Annotated in this window: 10 protein-coding genes; all 10 read left to right on the top strand. The window is 54.3% G+C overall.

The window, feature by feature from the left end:
- The first annotated feature begins 18 nt into the window (after positions 1 to 18).
- Complete coding sequence (locus AC2FJ6_RS11195; protein WP_496669037.1) at positions 19 to 1,359, top strand: Wadjet anti-phage system protein JetA family protein; 1,341 nt, start codon at positions 19 to 21, stop codon at positions 1,357 to 1,359.
- On the top strand, positions 1,356 to 2,207 hold the full coding sequence (locus AC2FJ6_RS11190; RefSeq protein ID WP_496669035.1) for a DUF4194 domain-containing protein: 852 nt from the start codon (positions 1,356 to 1,358) through the stop codon (positions 2,205 to 2,207). The genes AC2FJ6_RS11195 and AC2FJ6_RS11190 overlap by 4 nt, the downstream gene beginning before the upstream one ends.
- Positions 2,200 to 5,802 carry an SbcC/MukB-like Walker B domain-containing protein gene (locus AC2FJ6_RS11185; RefSeq protein ID WP_496669032.1) on the top strand — a complete coding sequence of 1,201 codons (3,603 nt, stop codon included), beginning with the start codon at positions 2,200 to 2,202 and terminating at the stop codon, positions 5,800 to 5,802. The genes AC2FJ6_RS11190 and AC2FJ6_RS11185 overlap by 8 nt, the downstream gene beginning before the upstream one ends.
- Positions 5,799 to 7,067, top strand: a complete 1,269-nt coding sequence (locus AC2FJ6_RS11180; protein ID WP_481668119.1) for a Wadjet anti-phage system protein JetD domain-containing protein — start codon at positions 5,799 to 5,801, stop codon at positions 7,065 to 7,067. The genes AC2FJ6_RS11185 and AC2FJ6_RS11180 overlap by 4 nt, the downstream gene beginning before the upstream one ends.
- A 10-nt stretch (positions 7,068 to 7,077) precedes the next feature.
- Positions 7,078 to 9,015, top strand: a complete 1,938-nt coding sequence (locus AC2FJ6_RS11175) for a DUF262 domain-containing protein (protein WP_496669029.1) — start codon at positions 7,078 to 7,080, stop codon at positions 9,013 to 9,015.
- A gap of 67 nt (positions 9,016 to 9,082) precedes the next feature.
- Positions 9,083 to 10,063, top strand: a complete 981-nt coding sequence (locus AC2FJ6_RS11170) for a helix-turn-helix transcriptional regulator (protein WP_170385636.1) — start codon at positions 9,083 to 9,085, stop codon at positions 10,061 to 10,063.
- A 143-nt stretch (positions 10,064 to 10,206) separates the two neighbouring features.
- Positions 10,207 to 11,334, top strand: a complete 1,128-nt coding sequence (locus tag AC2FJ6_RS11165; RefSeq protein WP_481668117.1) for a metallophosphoesterase family protein — start codon at positions 10,207 to 10,209, stop codon at positions 11,332 to 11,334.
- A 3-nt stretch (positions 11,335 to 11,337) separates the two neighbouring features.
- A complete protein-coding gene (locus AC2FJ6_RS11160; RefSeq protein WP_496669026.1) occupies positions 11,338 to 13,947 on the top strand; it encodes an AAA family ATPase in 2,610 nt (869 codons plus the stop codon).
- A complete protein-coding gene (locus AC2FJ6_RS11155; protein WP_496669023.1) occupies positions 13,944 to 17,249 on the top strand; it encodes a TM0106 family RecB-like putative nuclease in 3,306 nt (1,101 codons plus the stop codon). The genes AC2FJ6_RS11160 and AC2FJ6_RS11155 overlap by 4 nt, the downstream gene beginning before the upstream one ends.
- A gap of 244 nt (positions 17,250 to 17,493) precedes the next feature.
- Complete coding sequence (locus AC2FJ6_RS11150) at positions 17,494 to 20,106, top strand: ATP-binding domain-containing protein (protein ID WP_496669020.1); 2,613 nt, start codon at positions 17,494 to 17,496, stop codon at positions 20,104 to 20,106.
- Positions 20,107 to 20,471: the final 365 nt, after the last annotated feature.

Here is a 20,471-nt window from a genome sequence, read left to right as displayed (position 1 = left end):
TTCAGTACCGAGAACGCGATGTTTTATGCCGACCTGGTCGAACATCTGGCGACCGAGGTATTTCGCTATGCGGCGGAAACTATGCGGAAGAAGCAGGTTCAACGCGCAATCGAAGACTTCATCCTGGCTCGGGAATGGCAAGCCAGCCTGACTGGAGAAGAAGGTCTCCGTGACGGCCCTGTGCACTACGCGGTCTATAGCCATCTAGTGAAATCCAAATGGCTGGAAGAAAGCAGAGACGGTCTGAGAACCGTTGTCGATCTCAACAGTGAAGCGCGACTGCTGCTCCAAGCGTTGCTGGACATCAAATCCGGAAAGGTGCGCTCCTTTGGTGGGGAAGTGCTTCAAGTGAAAACCCTGGTCGACGCCGTGCGTCGCGACCCTGAAAGCGCATCAGAAAATCTGACTTGGGCCGGGGCCCATGCAGAACGTTTTATGACAAACCTGCGGGCCATCGTGGGTGCTTTACGCAAAGTCGAGCAAAGCATGAAAGGGCAATCCAGTGTGGCCGGCATGATGGACACATTTTTCCACAATTACATCACCGACAATTATATCGCCGACTACAGAAAGCTGCGCGGTGAAAACAGCCCCTACCGATTCCGCCACGATCTCGTCGAGGATGTACGCGCCATGATGGAGGATGCCGTTCTAGTCAATGTGCTGGCCACAGCTTTTGTCCGTGAAGGCCGGGCCCCTTCTCTGGAAGAGGCTGAGCACAACATCATCAGCTCACTCAGCACGATTTCAGATGTCTTCAGCAGTATCGACAGCCACATCGATATGATCGAGGCGACAAACTCGCGGATCGAGCGGCGCGTGCTTAACATCAACCGCTTCCTGAGCCGCATGGGAGATGACCAAACCGGCCAGTATATTGATGCTGCCAAACGCCTGGGGCGATCCAAACTCGCCAGCGACAGTAAATTTCCAGTCAAATACGACGTTTTGGATGTCCATGCACATTTTGATCGCGGCTCCCTCCACAAATCGCGGCCGCCGCGCAAGGCGCCGCCACCCGTTGTCGCCAGAAAGCGCCTTAAAGACCCCGCACTGGTAGCCTATGAGGCAGCCAAACGACATTACATTGATCGCATACGGGTCAATCCCGAGCGCGTTCGAAGCTTTTTGGATACCAAAATGGGTCAGAAGATCTCCATCAGGGCTTCCGACATCGAAATCGTTTCGCTGGATGAGTTCTTCATTTTCGAGCGCTTGATGATCATCAAGACGATCTTCCCTGATGACCTGAATGATGTGGAAATAACGAGGCTTCCGACGTCTCTTGAGAACGAATGGATCAGCTGTTCCGACTTCGAAATCAAAAAACGCGCCGAAACACTGGAGATTTCAAAATGATGATGTTGGACGACTTCGAGCGCGCCTTGGATCGCGAAATCAAATATCGCCAGATCGAAGGCGACGGTGTCTCACGAGATGATGACGACATGATTGTTGATCAGTTCCAGAAAGCTGCCCGTCAACTCATCGAAAAGCAGGTCCTGCACGCTGACGACCGCATGAAAAGTGTCTACCGGCTCATCTGCCGGCATGAGCCCTATTTCGACCGGCTGATGCACGGTTTGGGTTATGTTCTGCTGATCGATTCAATCTACGAATACATCATCGTGATGCCCGGCAATATAGATGGCGCCACGCGCCGCGGGAAACTGAAAAAGGATGAGAGCCTTCTTCTTTTGACCCTGCGCATCATGTGGGAGGAAAGCTCACGAGATGGCGAAATGGACGACCTAGGTCGTATTTTGATCGATACAGACGCCCTTCTTGATCGTCTGACCGCCCTTGGGGGTGGGGATACACCGAGCAAAAGCCGTTTGAAAGAGATGCTGGATCTCTGGCGGGCTAAAGGGTTTGTCCGAGTTGGCGAGGAAGATCGCGAAGAAGAGATTATTCCCGTCACGATCATGCCGGCAATCAAGCACCTGGTGACACCAGATCTCGTGAAGGAGATCGAAGCTTTCTTGGATGCCGAAGATCCAGAGAGCGACGTGTTCGCCAATATCGAGAAAAACCGTGTTGAAGCTGAAGAGGCTGCCCGACAGCAAGCTCTGGATGCCTCAAGAAAAGAAGACGCTGAAGAAACCAATTTCTTTGACGGTCTGCATGCTGACGTGACTGAAAAAGAAGACCTCAAAGACCCCGTGACGAGCAACTCCAAGGTTGCCGAGGAGCTGCCCGATGTTTGAACTGAAACGCATCAGTGCAATGAACTGGAACCTCCTGGAGCTGGAGGATATCGAAATTGATGGGATCACTGCCATCATCGGGATGATGGGATCCGGAAAATCGACGCTTCTGGACGCCATTCAAACCGTCAAAACGGGCAACCAGGTTTCAAAGTTGAGTCTGAACCGTGCCGCAAGTTCGATCAAATCTACCCGGTCAGTAAAAGAATATTGCCTTGGAGTGACGGAAGACACCATCCGCCTCGGCCTGACGCGGGACGCGTGTCACAGCATACTGGTCCTTAGCTACCGGGACGACACCCTAAATGCCGAATGCGCCGTTGGTCTCACGATCTATGCCGACAAGGATGAGCCCCGGGAACACACGACCTGCCGTTTCATCGCGGAAGGCACTATGTTCTCTTTTGAGGAATTCGCAGATCGGGAGCCTGACGGAACCCTCGTCGTCGGCAGCCCGGAAATCATTTTGGAACGCGTACGGGAGAAATCTGGCCGCGGATATTCGGTTCACAACAACTCCGCCCGCGGGTTTATCGAAAACTACCTCAGAGCGATGCGCCCGAAAGGGGCGACGCCGAACGCAGATGACTACATCCGCCGCTTTCGTAATGCCATCGCCTTCCAGGAAATCAAGGACCCGACCGAGTTCGTTCGAACCTTCGTGCTGGATGAAGATCCCATCCAGACCGACCGACTGCGTGCCAATCTTCAAACTTGGGATGAAATCTCTGCGTCTATTGAAACACTGAAAAAGAAGATCGGAGAGGCGCGCTCCCTTCGTGCAGCCTATGCCAGCCACGCCGAATGGCTTTTTACGGCTCAGGAAAACGCCTTCCAGACCGCCTGGTCTAAGGCTCAGATCGCTGCCATCCACAGCGCAGAAGCCAGTGACAAAACTCGCCAAGCTGAGGTTGATTTGGCGGAATTGACCCAGGAGCGGACTCGGGTAGATCAGCAGATCGAACGTGAAGAACGCCTGCGAGAGACCAAGAAAGAACAGCAGATGGCTTCCGGCTATTCTCAGTCGCAAGCCCTCATGCAGGAGAAGATTGGCAGCCAGGAGCTGGTTATCAAAACCTCTGCCGGCAAGCTCAACGACATTCTTAAACTGGGATCCTCTCTGCGCCATACGGATGACCTGAAACGCTTCCTTCCGATGTCGACGGGCAACATGAAGATTGCCGCCGAACGCCTGGAGGAGATCCGCCGGGAATTTACCGGTAGCGGAAAATTCCCTGAAGATACTGCCGAAATTTCACGGTTGATTGCGACCGTCAAAGATACTGAAGGCGTCGTTGTCTCGCTGAACACGCAGTATGAAGACATGGTCTATCAGCAGCGGCAGGCTGAGGAGAAGCGGACAGAAAAGCTTCGCCAGCTTCGGTCTCGCGAACGGGGTGGCAAAGGCCTGGACGGACAGGTGCAGGACTTCATCGAATACCTGGTGAGTGAAGGTATTGTCGCCGAGGCCCTGCCGATGATGGTTGATGTCGTCCCCGGCATGGAAGATTGGGTTCGTGCTCTCGAGACCCGCCTGGGCGCCTTTAAGGAGGCGATCTATGTCGATCCGAAAAATTTTGATGAAGCCTACAGAGTGCTTCGAGACCGAAAGCAGGCAACAGGTCAGGGCTATGAGCGCGAGCATCGCAACTGGAAAGTGCGACTGATCAACACGCAAAAACTCGCTCGTGGAAAGGGTCTGCGTAATGCAGCACCAAATGCCATCGTGTCGGTCCTGGAGACAGACAACGATCTGATCAGAAAGTTCCTGGACTCACAGTTCGGCGGCACGGTCATGGTCGACACCCTTGACGAGCTGAAGCAGCACTCTGACGCAATCATGAAAGATGGCTCACAAAGCCAGGGGTTCTCCGTTCGTGTGAACCGGATGGGATCTCCTATTCTCGGACGGGTCGCTCAGGAGAGCCTTGTCCACGAGCTTCAGACCCAAGTTCAGGATTTCACATCAGAGATTGATCGCCGTAAAGCCGACATGAAGAGACTTCAGAACGGCGTGGCACTCTTTCAGGCTGTTGGGCAACTCGATACCCAGGAAGCCAGCGCACGTGTGGCTGAAATCGAAGAAGGTCTGAATACCCTCAAAGACCTCGAGCGTCGGCGGGATGAAGAAGTGTCTGATGACGTCCGTGAGCTGATCGCAGATATCAAGGCACATGGCGAGAACATCAACAAGCTGAAGGTCTATCGGGAGGGAGAGCTGGAAGATCGCAAGAACAAGCTGATCAGACAGCAAACCAAAGCCAGTGAGAAGGCAAGAGAAGAGGACGACACGCGCGCTCGCCATCAGGCGGAATGCGATGAAATTGCCGAGATCGACAAGGGCTCAGAGAATATGCGGTGGAGACATGCCCTTTACCACATGGATCACCATGCGAAGGGCCGCTCAATTTCTTCGTTGAAGGCGCGACTCGACAGGATCTCGGAGCAAGACGAAGCTTGGCATATCGACAATGTAGAAAGGCTTCGCAAGGAGAAGCGTGAGGAGCTTGATGCCAACAGTGAAGCCGCTGGGCGCCGGGCTCGCCGGATGCGGGGCATTGCCTCCTACCTGGCGGATTTTGATGAAGATATCGAGCTCGCCAAGAAATCAGAACCAGACATTCTGAACTGGTTGGTGACCCATGTTCTCTACATGGAGGACAACGAGCTTTTGAAATATCAGAAGCAGATCAGCGAATTCCGGGAGGTGACCCGCCTTGAGGTGCGTGAGGTCTTCATGACCAAGCTCAATGATAACCTCAAAGGCGCACTCTCAGAGATGCGCAAACTTAACAAGCGGATCCGGCGCCACAAGTTTGAAGGTATGACCTATGTCTTCGACTGGAAGATCGACCCCACCATGAAACCTCTCTACCAGATGGCCCAACGCGTCTCGGAAGAGGCTGACAAAGCGGAAACCCTACTGATGGAAGGCGGAGACGAAATCCTGAACCAGGCCGTCGACATTATTCGGGAGATTTTCAGATCCGAAGAAGGTGCCGCCAAGTTCGAGGACTATCGCCAGTATTTCGAGTTCGAACTCGTCATGACCCGGGATGAGGTCACTGACGTTGATATCGACAACCAGGGTGTGGATGGCCTGAAAACAGACATTGCCGTGACCGGAAATCTGACAGACCGGATCGGCAAGGGTTCAGGCGGACAGAAGCAGACCCCCTACTACGTGGCTATCGCCGCCTCCATGGCCGCAGCCTACTACCCAAATGCGCGTCCGGGCGAGAGCATGGGGATGGGTCTCGTATGCTTCGACGAGGCATTCAATAAACTTGATATCCGCAGCACACAGGAACTTATTCGCCTCTATCGTGACCTAAATCTGCAAATCCTGATTGCAGCACCCGAAGAAAAGCGGACCAGCTTCATGGAAGTGGCCGACACCATCGTCACCATTTCCAAGGCCCCGGGCGTTCCGGAACTCTTCATTGACGTGGAGAAGATTGGAAACCGGACCAAGAAGGAACTTCGACAAGCCAATCCCGAGCATCTTGGGATCGATGGTTTCCGCCAGCAGGTGCAGTCCGGACATATCGGTCGCCTTCCCACTCTCAACGCGGCGACAGAGGCAGCTGAATGAGCGCCAGGAAGCGACACCGGGTTGCAGGGGAACTGTTTGCCAAACTGCTCGACCGTCATGAGGCGGCTGAGCGGGATGGCCGACTAGGTCCCAAGATCGGAGAGTTTGTTTTCCAGGCCTTCCGGGACCCCGACAAGCAGAGACAGTTTCAAGAGGCTATCCAGCATGCTCAGCGTATAGGGGCTGTCCATGTCGAGATGGACAAGGGTGACCTATCGCACCTGATGAAGCGCGTCGTATTGGCTGACGCGGATGTTCTTTACAATATGACAGGCCGGACACCTAAAGCAGGCAAGCTGGCAGGGGCCAGGAGCACTCTGGAGAGATTTCTGAAAACATTGCCCGAAAAACACCGAGGAAATGCGTCAGAGGCCATGGAGCGACTATTGGAGCAATGGGAATTGAACAAGCGCCCTCACCGTATGAGTGAAGATGACCTTCAGCCCGTGAAAGAATACCTCAAGGCCTATGGGGCGGCGCTCTCGAAAGATGTGACCGACGGTCGAGACTTACGAACGTATTCCCGAGTGGAATGCGGAGACTCGAAACTGATTGAGCGCCATTTGACGAGAATCCTTGCAGAGCTCCGCGCAATCGATCTCTACGGCGTTGATGTCAAAGACGAAATGATCCACTCAGATCTGGGTTTAGAAAAGTTCGCACACCTCGTTCAGTTTACTGCGGATATTCCCTTTGCGCAGTCGCACTTCGACAGAAAGCTGCATTTGGGCATTCACCCTTCAATGATCGACACGCTTGAGGTCAGCCCACTACGCGCGCTCGTGACCATTGAAAACTACGCAAGCTTCAATCGTTATGTCGCAGAAGCCCTCACCCCTAATACAGCAGTACTCTATACGGGCGGCTGGCCGGGATTCGGAGAGAAGCAGCTGATCGCGAAGCTTTCAGAACATGTCACCCAAGGCGTGTTTCATTGGGGGGATATCGACATGGCTGGCGCTGCAATTGCAGATGCTGTTGCATGCTGTTCAAAAGCTCCTGTTTCTCTGCATCAAATGTCACCTGATCTGGCGCGCAAACATGGAAAACCCCGCTCCGCCAAGGCAATCTCAGTTTCCGAGAACTCCCCGGCGCGGGAGCTGATCGCGTGGCTTGCTAGCGAGGATGCCTTCACCTTGGAACAAGAAGAGCTGGATCCAGTGCCGGTTTGCCACATAGCGACGGTTTCAATTCCTTCAATGGAAGTCAACGAACCCAATATAGGTTTTAGTAAGGCGAGTAGCCTTGGTGTGAACGAGAGGTAGTGGGCCAGCAATGGATGCACGCGAATTTAAAGTGACAGATGTGTTGAGCCGAAATGAACGGTTTGTTGTTCCGCTCTATCAAAGGCAATATCAATGGCACGACCATAAGAACTACGATGGTAGAACCAGCGCATTTTGGTTGGACGTAGTGGCCAAGGCCACTGAGGTCTTGGAGGGACATGCGAGGTTTGACCATTACATGGGCGCGTTGCTGTTGGCACCTGACGCCACGGCAAGATCTTTTGGAGCCACGCCGACCGTGCAGGTTGTGGACGGTCAACAACGTTTGACCACCTTTCTGATTTTGCTCTCTGCAATGCGCGAGGTCGCTCGCAATAAAGGATATGTCGCGCTCATCGATCAAATTGAAAAGTACCTTTTTAATCAGACCGGTAGAGCGGATACGGATCCCCTTGCGCGTTTCAAGCTGACACCAACTCCAGTAGATCGTTTGGTCTTTTTGGGCATTCTAGAAATGCCCTACCCGGATGTGAGAAACGAACATCACGGGTACTACTGGCGAGGAAGCGTGCCACAAAATACTCCCGTCCGCGCACTTCGGGCTTATGAGTATTTTATCGCGCAAATTGAAGAGTTCGCCGCGAGCGGAGCGGGAGATGATTTCGAAGTAGACATAGATGAAGAGAACGAGAGTGAAGCTGCCTTTGAAGGCGACGAAGCGGGTCCAGAGGAAGAAAAAAGAAGACTCGATGCGCTCCTGGAGGCGCTCGTGTTCCACCTCAAGCTCATTGTGATCACGCTGGGTCCAGAGGACGATGCACAAGTAATCTTCGAAACCTTGAACTCTAAAGGTCAGCCACTCCTGGCTATGGACCTAGTTAGGAACAACATTTTTCACCGGGCTGAGGCTCAAAACCGTGGCAAAGATAATGCCCGCGAACTTGCCGAAGCGTTATATAATCAGGTTTGGAGGCCATTTGACGATGGATGGTGGCGAGAGAACGCTCCAAATGCGCGCCCGGCTCGCCCACGCATTGACCACTTCCTCGCAGGGGTTCTGACAGCTGAGACCGGAAACAGGATAACTGTCCGTGAGCTTTACGCCGAGTACAGAGCCTGGGCCGCGCCCAATAGACGACCCCGGTATGAGAGAGTTGAAGAAGAACTGGCCGTCCTACAGAAGCACGTACCAACCTATGAAACTTTGGAAGATCGGTGTGAAGGAGCTGAAGACGTTGCATGGCTCGGCGAGCGGCTACGTCTTTGGCAAAACACGACAGCATACCCAATCGCGTTTCAGATCGCCGCTTCTGATCTAGATTCAGACGAACGTTGGCAGGTTGCAAAATGGTTGGACAGTTTTTTGGTTCGTCGGATCCTATGCGACTTGACGGCCAAGAACCTCAATCAGCTGTTCGCAAGGTTAGCTGACGCGTTCCATCGGGAAGGAGTCTCAGTCGAGGTCATGCGAGAATTTTTTGTAGGGATGACCATGGATACAACGAGGTTCCCAGGTGACGCGGAACTAGTAAGCAGTATTCTTGAAAAACGCGCTTACGGTCGCGTGCCGTCTCGTATTCTCACGGATATTCTTTGGTCACTAGAGCTGGCAAGCCGCACATCAATGACTGAAGAAACAATGCGACCGCAATCGTTGTGGGTCGAACACATCATGCCGCAAACTTGGGAACCGAACTGGCCGCTGGACGGCCATTTCGTCGCTGAGTTGGACAGTGATGTGCCGGGGTATTTTGAGCGTGAAGAGGCTATCCAAACACTTGGGAACTTGACGATCACAACGGACAGACTGAACCAATCGCTCGGTAACCTTGGATTTGAAGAAAAAGCCCTGAAACTTGTAGAGCACTCCAATTTAACGCTTAATCGAAAAGTGGCGGAGAAAGCGTCTTGGGACGAAGAAGAAATTCGCTCGAGAGGTGAGTATCTCGCGAATCTGGCGACTGAAATCTGGCCGGCACCGAACTAGTACTCCAGTCGCTTAACCGCGCTGCGCGCTTCCACTAATGCTCCTGTTTCACTCATGAGGAGGGCAAATGTCTTTTGAAAAGGCGCGGGATATCTTGCGATTGGCGGACATGGCAATGTCCCGACACATGGGTGTTAGCCTGAGGGAGATTGAAGAAGAATTTGGTGTCGCAAAGCGAACGGCGCAGCGAATGACGCAGGCGCTACATGAGATTTTTGGCGATAGCGTATCGGTCAATGACGCCGATCCCGACAGAATACGACGATGGAAGATAACTTCATCAGCTTTAGCCGGGTTGCACTTGAATGGGGCCGAGGAACTAGAGGCGATTGAAGTCGCTTTGTCGCGGTTAGACGAACCGGGGGACGTAAGGCAAAGGCAGGCTTTGCAAGCGCTGCGAGATCGGTTGTTGGCGGCGTTGCCATCTGCAAAGGCGAGAATAGCGGAGACAGACGCCGAGGCGGCGCTCGAGGCCTTTGGCATGGCTGCCAGGCCGGGGCCTGTTGCATATGCAGATCGTGAGGTTGTCGAAGCGATAGCAAAGGCGATCCGGGGCTTCAACGTGATGCGTATCGTATATGGTGGAGAAGTGCGGTTGGTGGAGCCATACGGCGTTCTTTTGGGAGCGCGCCGATATCTCGTGGCGCGACAACCGGCTAAAGGTAACAATCTACGTCATTTTAGGCTGGACCGGATCGAAGATGCTGAAGTGACGAAGGATTGGTTCGAACGAGCACCTGATTTCGACCTTTCGAGTTATGCAGAGGCGGCGTTTGGCTCCTATCACAATCCTGATCAGGTTACTGAAGTGGTTTGGATCTTCAGCAAGGCAGCGGCGGACCGAGCAGCAAACTGGCAGTTTCATCCCAAACAAGTCGTAAAACGGCTCGGCGATGGTCGGCTCGAAGTGCGGTTTCGAGCAGGAGGGTGGCTCGAAATGGCGTGGCATCTCTATCAATGGGGGGATGAGGTCGAGGTGGTCTCACCAAAGGCGTTGCGGGATCTGGTCCATGTCGCGCGGCGTTCTGATTTCGAGGCGCTACCGTAAGTTTGTTCCTAATTTGTTCGGCGCGTCAAGTTCTTGGTTTAAGTTCAGTCGCGAGGGCATGACAGCTTTTGACGCCCCTAGGTGTCAAATAAGTTGGGTGTTTGGGGAGAGGCCACGTCAATTCGATTCGATGAGGGTAAGAGATGGTTGGTTTTACATTTGTTCATACGTCCGATCTGCACTTGGGAAGCGGTTTCGGGACGATGCCCGAAGAATTACGAGGGCGACTGATTGAGGCACGTCACGAGGTGTTGTCGCGTTTGGTGCAAGCGGCGCGGAACCATGAAGCGCGGCATATTCTGGTCGCTGGGGATACATTTGACACAACCGGGCCGAGCGATGGGGTGCGTCGTCAGGCGGCGACAGAGATGTCGGCGGATGGCGATGTGCATTGGTGGATCATTCCTGGCAACCATGACTCGTTAGCCGCCGAAGAACTTTGGCGGCTCTTTGGGGAGGAGGCGGGGCCAAATGTTCATGTCCTACGTGAGGCCGAACCCGTAGAAGTCGAGGCGGGCGTTTGGGTGCTGCCTTCACCATGGCCGCGGCAGTTTCCTGGCCAAGACCTGACTGCTTGGATGCCTGAGGCCGAGACCCCCGAAAATGCGCTGCGCATTGGATTGGCGCATGGCGGAATCACTGATTTTGGCGACGATTACGACGCATCCACTTTAATCCCGCCGAACCGAGCCGAGAGTGCACAGCTGGATTACCTGGCGTTGGGGGATTGGCACGGCGTTGTTGACGTGAACCCGCGCACCCAGTTTTCCGGCACACCGGAACGAGACTCGTACCGACATGAAGGGCGCGGGTCATGCCATGTCGTGACGATTGCAGGCTCAGGGGCTGTACCTTCGATTAAACGGGTGGAAACAGGACGGTTCTATTGGAGCGCCAAACAATTGAGCCTGATGCCCAACATGGACGTCGTGGGAGCTTTTGAAGCATTGCTTGATCCCGAAACGGCACAGCGGCGCGACCAACTATTGCGGATCGAAGCACAAGGCTACTTGCACATGGAAGAGCGTGCAGCGCTGGAGGATGCGGCGGCCAAAGTCGCACCCGATTTCGGGCGATTTGTGTTGCTCGATGACGAACTCGCGACGGAGTACCAGGCCGGTGACTTGGACCTTATTGCAACCGGTGGGGCGCTCCGAGTTGCGGCCGAGGAATTGCAAGTCGAAGCAGAAGGTCAGGGAGTGTCAGAGCACGATGCGCGCGTGGCGCAGGCGGCACTGAACCGGCTGTGGTCACTGGTTCGGCAGGGCTGAGTTATGATGATTACATCCATATCCTTACGAAATGTGCGCCGCTTTGTTGAACCTGTGACCATCGACAACATTGGACCGGGGCTAAACGTGTTGTCGGCTCCAAACGAGAGCGGAAAATCGACGTTCTTCGATGCGTTACAGGCCGGATTTTTTGAAAGTCACCGGTCGCAAAACCAACGGATCAAGGGGCTGACCCCGAGGGTGGGGGGGGATCCGGAGGTGACAATCTGTTTCGATCTGGATGGCGCCTCTTGGACGCTGTTCAAGCGGTGGAGTTCCTCTGGCAAGCGCAAGCAAGCGAGCCTTACGAAAGACGGGGTCTTGGTTGCGCAGGGTGAGCAGGCTGAGGATACCCTGGCCAGCATGGTCGCTGCGCCAAAAGAAGGTGGTCCGGCAGCCTTGCTTTGGGTCCGCCAGGGCGTGGTTGAAGTGTCGAGCGACAGTGCAGAAAACACCGCCCGTCAGGATATCATGAAGCTGGTCACCGGCGAAGTGGAGTCCATGACGGTCGGGCGGCGAATGGACAGGGCTGCCAAGGCTTGCGAGGAGGTTCTGAAGGCGAATGTAACCGCAACTGGTAAGCCTAAAACCGGCGGGCCGTTGCAAATGGCGTCCGAGACTGTCGCCGGCCTTACCAGCCATCGCAATGTTGTGCTGGAGCGGGTAACTGCGTTGGAGGAGGCACTAAAACGCCGTCGTGCTGTGAGAGCGGAGCTGGCGGAGCTTCGGGACGAAGAAGAGACAACAGCACGATTGGGCCGGTTGAAAGAGGCCGAAAAGCGCCTCTCTGAGGCGAAAAAACAGGACGCGGATGTGCAGCTTGCACAAGGCCGAGTCGATACCCTCGAGGCCAAGGAGACCCGAGCGCGAGAGAAGGTCGAAAAGTTGCGGTTGGACGTTGTAGGACTGGCCAAAGCCCAAAGTTCTGTCAAAAGAACCGCCGAGCGAACAGAGAAAGCGCAGAGGGCATTTGACACGGCGCGGGGCCGTCGGGAAAAGGCCAAGACGGCCCAGAGCGAGGCTCAGGCAGCGCACAACACGGCGACAGAACAGCTGAAGTTGGTCATGCAGTCCGAGGCTTCAGCCGGGGCTGTCGCTCGGCGCGAGGAACTGACGCGCCAGATTGCCGATGCCGAGACGCTGCGCGGTGAGATCGAAACCTTGAAAGCCGAAATTGGTCAGGAGATTTCGACCACGGGGCTGCAACAGCTGGAAGGGCTTGCAACTGCGCTTTCAGTGGCAGAACGGGCGCGAGAAGCTGCGGCGCCGATTTTGCGCGTCACATACGACGGGGCAGATGCAGGTAAAGTTCTGTGGCGTGGAGAAGCCGTTGAGGGGGATCGCGATCATCCCATCACTGAAGTCACTAACCTTCAGATTTCGGGCGTCGGGCGTATGTCGATAACGCCCAGTGACAGCACTGAAGGCGGTGGGGTCGGTGCTGCGCAGAAGGCACTGGATCAAGCTTTGGCCAGCTCCGGATATCCCACCGTCGAAGCGGCGCGCGCATCGGCACAAATCAGGACGGCAAGGGAGGAGCAACTGCGCACGAAGGAGGCCGAGTTCAAAGCGATTGCGCCGAAAGGTGTCGAAAGGTTGCGTGCAGCTCTGGCGGAACTGCCGGATGCCATAGAAACTGATGTTGACTTGCCGGTCCTCGCGGATGCGGAGAAAGCGGAAGCTGAGACCAAAGAGGCGCTGCACGGCGCCGCTGTAGAATTGAGCGCCGCGGAAGAAGCATTCGATACCCTCCGAGATACGCTAGAGTCTGAACAGAGGGAGGCGGCATCGGCCGAAGCGCTCATGCAGGCGGCACAAACGGCGCTGGGTGGTGTGAAGGACCCGGAGGCTGAGATTGCCAGTCAAGATGAGACGCTACAAAAGCTCGTCGGAGAGCTGACCGAGGCGCGGGATGGTTTGGCCACTTTGCGGGAGGCTGTCATCGACCTGGACGCTGCAAAGGTTGCCGTTGATCGCGCCAGAAGCGTTATCGAAAACAGCCGCATCCTTGGCGAGAAATTGGAGCGTGAGCTCGCCGGACTGACTGAACGAATCCGGTTGTCCAGTTCGGATGCGCCGGAGGAGGAACTCGCTTTCGTCGAGGGCCAGTTGGAAACTGCCGAGGCGCGGTTAGCCGAAATTGAGTTTGAAGTGGAAGTGAACCGGCGCCTCAAGGCGGCGTTAGATGCGGCGCGTAAAGCGGCGTTGGAGGCTCATGTCAAACCGGTGACAGATGAATTGCAACCGCTGTTAAGGATGCTGTGGCCGGACGCAGAACCCGAGATTGATGCGGAAAGCGGCACAATAATCCGGATCACCCGACGCAGCGTGGAAGAGGACTTTGAGGTGCTTTCGGGCGGTACGCGAGAGCAAATCTCTCTAATGGTGCGACTGGCATTCGCCAATATCCTTGCCAAGCAGGGTCGGCCAGCGCCACTCATCCTCGATGATGCAATAGTTTATACGGATGACGACCGCATTGAGCAGATGTTCAACGCATTGACGTTGCGGTCGAGCAATTTGCAGATCATCGTGTTTTCTTGTCGGCAACGGGCGTTCCGCGGATTGGGCGGTGATCTATTGTCGATCAACCAGGCGGACGATGCGGCTTGAAGCGGGACGGAGCGGACATACGGCTGTCGGCCTCGGACCTGATGCGGTTCATGGGCTGCGCGCATGCAAGCGCCCTGGATTTGGCGTATTTGCAGGGCGGGGGGGCGGAGCCAGTTCAAGACAGTGCCGATGCCGCATTATTGCAAGCTCATGGCGATGCTCATGAGGCCGCGCATCTGGACCGGTTGCGGTCTCAAGGCCGGGCGATCATTGAAGTCGCAACCGAAGGCGTGCCGTTTAGTCAAGCCGTGGAAGCGACACTTGCAGCCCTGGCCGAAGGGTCTGAGGTTGTGTTTCAAGGTGCCTTGGAAGGCGGGATGTGGGGTGGGTATTCAGACTTTTTGGAACGAGTCGACCTGCCATCCGAGTTGGGATCATTCTCCTATGAAGTGACGGATACCAAGTTGAAGCGCAAACCCGCGCCAGGGCATGTTCTTCAACTGGTTCTTTATTCCGATTTGATAGCAACGATGCAGGGTCGTGCGCCTGACCGAGCGCATGTGGAACTTGGCACAGGGGAACGGTTCAGTTTTCGGTTGAGTGAGTATTCAGCCTATGCGCGGGCGGCGCGGCGAAGGCTGGAGAGGTTTGTCGCCGAACCGAGTGCGACACGGCCTGTGCCGTGCAGCAGTTGTGGTTTATGTCGGTGGCGCGAGCATTGTGCCGAGGTTTGGGAGACTGAAGACAGTCTGTTCCGAGTGGCAGGGATTTCAAAACAGCAGGTCAAAAGGCTGGAAAGTGCTGGGATCAATACCATGCGGGGCTTGGCCGAAAGCGATGGACATGTGCCGAACATCGCTGCCGAGACGCTGGGTGCGTTGCGTGCGCAAGCGCGATTGCAAGAGGCGCGCAAATCGGGTGAGCCGCGAGCGGAACTGCGTCCACGGGTTGAAGGCAAAGGATTTGACCTGTTGCCGGAGGCTCAGGAGGGCGATCTATACTATGATATCGAAGGTGACCCGTTCTATCGCGAGGGACAGGCTGACGGTCTAGAGTATCTGCACGGCATCTGGGACGGGCGGGTTTTCACGGCCTTCTGGGCCCATGATCATGCGCAGGAAAGGCAGGCCCTGATAGACCTGTTTGCCTATTTCACTGACCGGCTTGCAGCATATCCGCTGGCGCGGATTTACCACTACGCCCCATATGAGATTACCGCGCTAAGGAAGCTTTGCACGCGCTACGGCGTGGGTGAGGCGCTGTTAGATCAATGGCTCCGTGAGGGGCGCTTCGTGGACTTATACGCTGTGGTACGCGGCGGGATTGTAGCGTCGGAGAAAAGCTATTCGATCAAGGACATGGAGGCTTTTTACGCCGTGGAACGGAGCGGTGAGGTAACCACGGCCGGCGGGTCAGTGGTAGCCTATGAAGAATGGCGGGAGAGCAATGATCAGAAAATTCTGGACGAGATTGAGGATTACAACCGCATCGATTGCATCTCGACACAGGAGCTTCGGGATTGGCTTTTGGTGCAACGGCCGGGTGATGCGATATGGAACTCTCTATCTGCGCCCAAATTAGAACAAGAGACAGACCCTTACGACCCGGAAGAGGAAAGCCTTAAAGCGCAGCTAGCGGCAAGCGACCTGCCGGAGGATCGCCAAAAGGTTCTCTTTGATTTGGGCCGGTTTCATCCACGGGAGAAAAAACCTGCTGCCTGGGCGGTGTTTGATTCCGTCAAAAAAACTTTTGACGAACTGGCGGATGATCTGGAGTGTCTTGCTGGTTTACGGGCTCAAGCGCCAGGTCACATTATCAAACAGTCTACTGAACGGCTCTACAAATACCCCTATCAGGCCACGAAACTGCGCAAGGGAAACAGTGTTTCTGCTGCGCGTGGAGATGGTACGGTAGTTGGCCTTACAATCACTGCGATTGACAAAAAACGGCGTGAAGTCACGGTTAAGGTGTCTTTGAGGCAAGGGTTTGACCTGCCTGAACAGTTGGACTTGCTGCCAGCCTTCGCACTTCAGACCAAGGCGATTGAAGAGGCAATTGCCGCTGTGATCGATGATCAATGCAGCGATAGGATCAATCACTCAGCAACAGATCTTTTAACCCGTTCAACGCCACGTTTTCGTGGGGTTTCACCGCTGGTTGCATCAGGTGATCCAGTGCAGCGGCTTTGTGCTGCCGTTGATGCCATGGATAATACGGTACTGCCGGTGCAAGGGCCACCTGGCACAGGCAAAACCTATGTAACGGCACGCGCGATTTTGCACCTGGTGCGAAAGGGCAAGCGGATCGGTGTAGCGTCCAACAGCCACGAGGCAATCAAGAACGTCTTAATGGGGTGTGTCGAGGCGTTGGAAGATAGCAACCTAGACGGCGATGGTGTTGAGATTGTTTATAAGGGGAAGGCTGGGAGTGACCCTTTTCCTGAAGGCTATGAGGCTATTCAGGTGTCTTCAAAGCCCGACGACAGTCGCCATAGAGGTGCCAATATCGTTGGCGGGACAGCTTGGTTGTTCTCACGCACGGACTTGGAAAAGAGTTTCGACTACCTCTTTGTGGACGAGGCGGGACAGGTCAGCTTAGCCAATGCGCTTGCCATGACGCGAGCAGCGGACAATCTGGTTCTAGTGGGAGACCCCAGACAATTGCCGCAAGTCATCCAAGGGTCGCATCCTTCCCCGGCACACCTGTCTTGCCTCGATTGGATTATCGGGGACCAGGCTGTCGTTTCAGAGGACTGTGGGGTCTATCTCGATACAACGCGACGTATGCACCCAGATCTCTGCAAATACATCTCGGAGCAGATTTACGAAGGTACGCTGCAAGCACACGAGGAAACGACGCGGCAAAAGGTCGACGTAGACGGGCTACCGCATGCTGGAGCGTTTCTGGTGCCCATCGCACATGAAGGGCGCGCGCAGGAAGCCGAAGAGGAGGTCGCTGCCATCTCCGCTATGGTCGAGCGGCTTCTGGAAGGCAGTTGGACTGACAAGGTTGGGAATACGCGCGAAATCCAGCGTCACGATATCATCGTAGTTGCACCCTACAACGCACAAGTCAATGCACTCTCAGAGGCATTGCCCGGTGTCCGGGTGGGCACAGTGGACAAGTTTCAAGGCCAAGAAGCGCCAATTGCGCTTGTATCGATGACCGCCTCTTCCGCCGAGGAAACACAGCGCGGACTAGACTTTCTTCTCTCGAGGGAACGTCTGAATGTTGCCGTGAGCCGGGCAAAGGGCCTGAGCCTTGTCTTTGCCTCCCCAAGACTGGTTGAGACGCCATGTACAACATTGGAACAAATGAGGTTGGTCAACACGTTGGCGGGGCTGCGTGTATGGTCTACATGAAGCCGAATAAAGGAACTAAAGGTAACAAATCTTAAGGTCACGCCCTGTCGGAGCTTTTGTCCTGCGAGACAAGTGCTCAGTCGCACACAGACTGTCCCAGTTAGATATCAGCGAACCAATTTGTTTAATCCACGCGACGGTACGCATTCCCTACATGGTCAAATTTTCATTATAATTCAGCATTGTATGATTACATCAGGATGCCTAAATTCACCCACTGAGGGAGACGGAAAGGACGATATAAATGGGGTGGCAATCAGAGCGGGATGCTGGCTTCGAAGTACTAGACAAGTTGCAGCTCATTTCAGACGCAGCCAAAGAAAGAATATCGGATCCAGGAGTTCTCATCCCGGCAGAAGACTTTAACCATCCACTGGCGGCTAGGGACGCAAAACGTGAATGGACGCGTAAGTCTGAAGAATACAGGCAACTTTCGAAAGAGCCGCTGGTGGTTGCGCTGCTCGCGGAAACTGAGGAAGGGGAAAGAAGAGTTTATTATTTCGCCCGAAGGGCACAACTGGATGGTATCGCACGTTACTTTACTCATTCCATGTCTCCAATCGGGCATCTCGCGACCTATGAGCCAGGAGACGAGTATGATCTCCCGAATGGCCAAACACTCACCGTCGTTTCAAAGTTTGTTGTTACGCCTCAGTATCTCTCAGAAGTGTGGGATTCACGACCGGCACACATTTTTTGGGATGAGGAAACGCCGAAATCTCTGTCATCACTGCTTGATCACCTAAACTTTGAGCAGGTGCAATCAGATGGCTGGGAGGCTCTAGAAGGTGAGCTGGAAACCCAGCCAAGGTCAACTCGCGGTGCTTTGAGAGGAACAGGTCTCCGAGACCAGGCTGTATTGGACAAAGTCCAAGATGAAATCTTCAGGCTTCCCCTTTCAAGTCAGTTGATGATTTCCGGTCCTCCGGGTTCAGGAAAGACCACGACGCTAATTCGTCGGATGGCTCAAAAGAACGAAATTTCATTTCTAACGCCAGAAGAGCAGGCCGTTGTTCAAAGAGCCGCCAGCCCAGATAAACACCATGCAGAGTCATGGATCATGTTTACCCCAACAGAACTTTTGGAGGGATATCTGTCGGAGGCATTTAACAGAGAGGGTGTTCCAGCACCCAAAGATCGCGTTTGGACTTGGTCTCAGTTTAGTGTGGATTTCGGGCGTGAGGAGGCACGTCTCCTTCGCAAATCGAATAACCGGTCAGGATTTGTTCTTGACGAGCAAGCTCGCCATTTGGCGCCCAAGGTACATGCTGCACCCACTGAATGGATGGCCAAGTTTGAAGAGTGGCTAGCTGAAGAACACTTGAAGGAACTGAAGAACGCGGCGACCAGACTTCAGACGTCACGGCAGACAGAAGTGATTTTACTATCAAGACGCATTTCAGACATCACGAACGATGAAAGCGCCGTCAGTATGTTCTTTGTTCTTGAAGAACTGTCCTCCCTTAGTGGCGAGCTGGAGCAGATTCGAGGCACCCTTCGTACAAAGTGGAGAGACTTGCTTGACCGGAGAATTGATCGATTTGGCCGGTTGGACAGTGACAATATCAGGAAGTTAGACGCGCTGGTTAAGGATATCGAAAAAGCTTCTAGCTCCGCTGCAAATGAGGAAGAGGTCGATGAGGAAGACGATCTGGAGTTAGAGGAAAGTCCGACGTCGCGAACAAGAAAAGACCGTGTTTTCGCGGTGATCAGGCAGGCACTGAATGCACAAGCTCGCAGTTTGCACAGCAAACGTAAACCGCCGCGTAGATACGAAGCCCTAATGGGCTTTCTTGGTGAAGAGGTGTTGGGCAAAGAACAGTTCGGTGAACTTGGAGGCGACTTAGAAATTCTGAGCGGTGCATCTCGCATAAGCCGTGCGTGTACGGTTTACTTTAGCTCTATGGGTTCTCGTTACAGGTCTTTTCGCAGGCAGGAACCTGAATGGTACAGCGAAGAAGAAGTGGCCCGAGAAAAAATTGATCGAGATGAGTTTGACGCCCTAATACTCACTAAGTTGAGAGCTGTGCGCGCATTGCTGCCTCGGGCAGATACCGACGTAAGGTTTTGGTCCGCACTTCGGCCCTTTGCAGATAAACTACGAAATCAAGTATATGTGGATGAAGCGACCGACTTTTCGGAGATTCAACTCGCAGCAATGTACCACCTCGCGCACCCTCAAGTGCGTTCTTTTTTCATGAGTGGTGACTTTGATCAGCGCCTAACTGAGCGGGGTATAAAAGACTCTCAAGCTCTGCACCGTGCTGTTCCAGGTGTTTCAACCCGTGAGGTGGAGATTGGATATCGGCAGTCAAGAAAGCTTAAAGGTTTTGTTGATTTGATGCGACGTAGATGGTTGGGCGCGGAACCGAATTCAGCAGCGCCGACCTTTGGTCTTCATGATGGCTTCGAACCAGCCATGTTTGAAGCAAAGGGAGACTTAGACGCACAAGCGAGTTGGATCGCTGATCGCATTCAAGAAATTGACCGAATGAATGAACGGCTTCCATCTGTAGCGGTCTTAGTGCCGCGCGCTGATGATGTAAAACCTTTGGCAGAGCGACTTGAAGGGCTTCTGGATAGCATTCCTGTCTCGGCTCATGAAGAAGCTGGAAATTTAGGCCGTGATGAAGAAGTGAGAGTGTTTCCAGTGCATCATGTCAAAGGCCTCGAGTTTGAGGCCGCGTTCTTTGTCGGAGTTGATCAACTTCGCCACGATGTCCCTGAACTTTTCCAACGGTATCTTTACGTCGGCTCCACGCGAGCAGCAACGTTCCTGGGGTTTGCGGCTAACAACAAAATGCCATCTGAGATTATGGACCTGCGAGACAGCTTCGTTTCGACTTGGAAGGACTAGACCAATTTCTTTTTCGCTGACCGGCGTTGACCTGGAGGCTGTTGTCTATGCGCGTGGACCGATGGCGAAATCGGTTGAACATGTGGACGTATCAGGAAATTGTTAAGGCACGACGTTGGATGGTGAACTACCTTCGCGGCAAAGCAGTCGAGTGCGAGCTAACAGGTGAGCGGAACTACGACCGCTATGTCTGAGAACGGCGGAGAGAAAGTCGACCACAGTAGCGGCGGGATGAACCTGCTGTGGGCGGCGCAAAAGTCGTCCGTCTTTGCCCTTTCTTTTGACGGAGGGAGGGTGGGAGGATCTTGACCGCGGACTTGTATTGTAAAGTTCGTTTAGCCCAGCCATCGAGGTCGACAGAGGAT

This window comes from Ruegeria sp. CDSA089 (genome assembly GCF_059612205.1).
The sequence above is the reverse complement of the archived record's forward strand: the minus strand, read 5'-3'. Positions and strand labels throughout refer to the sequence as shown.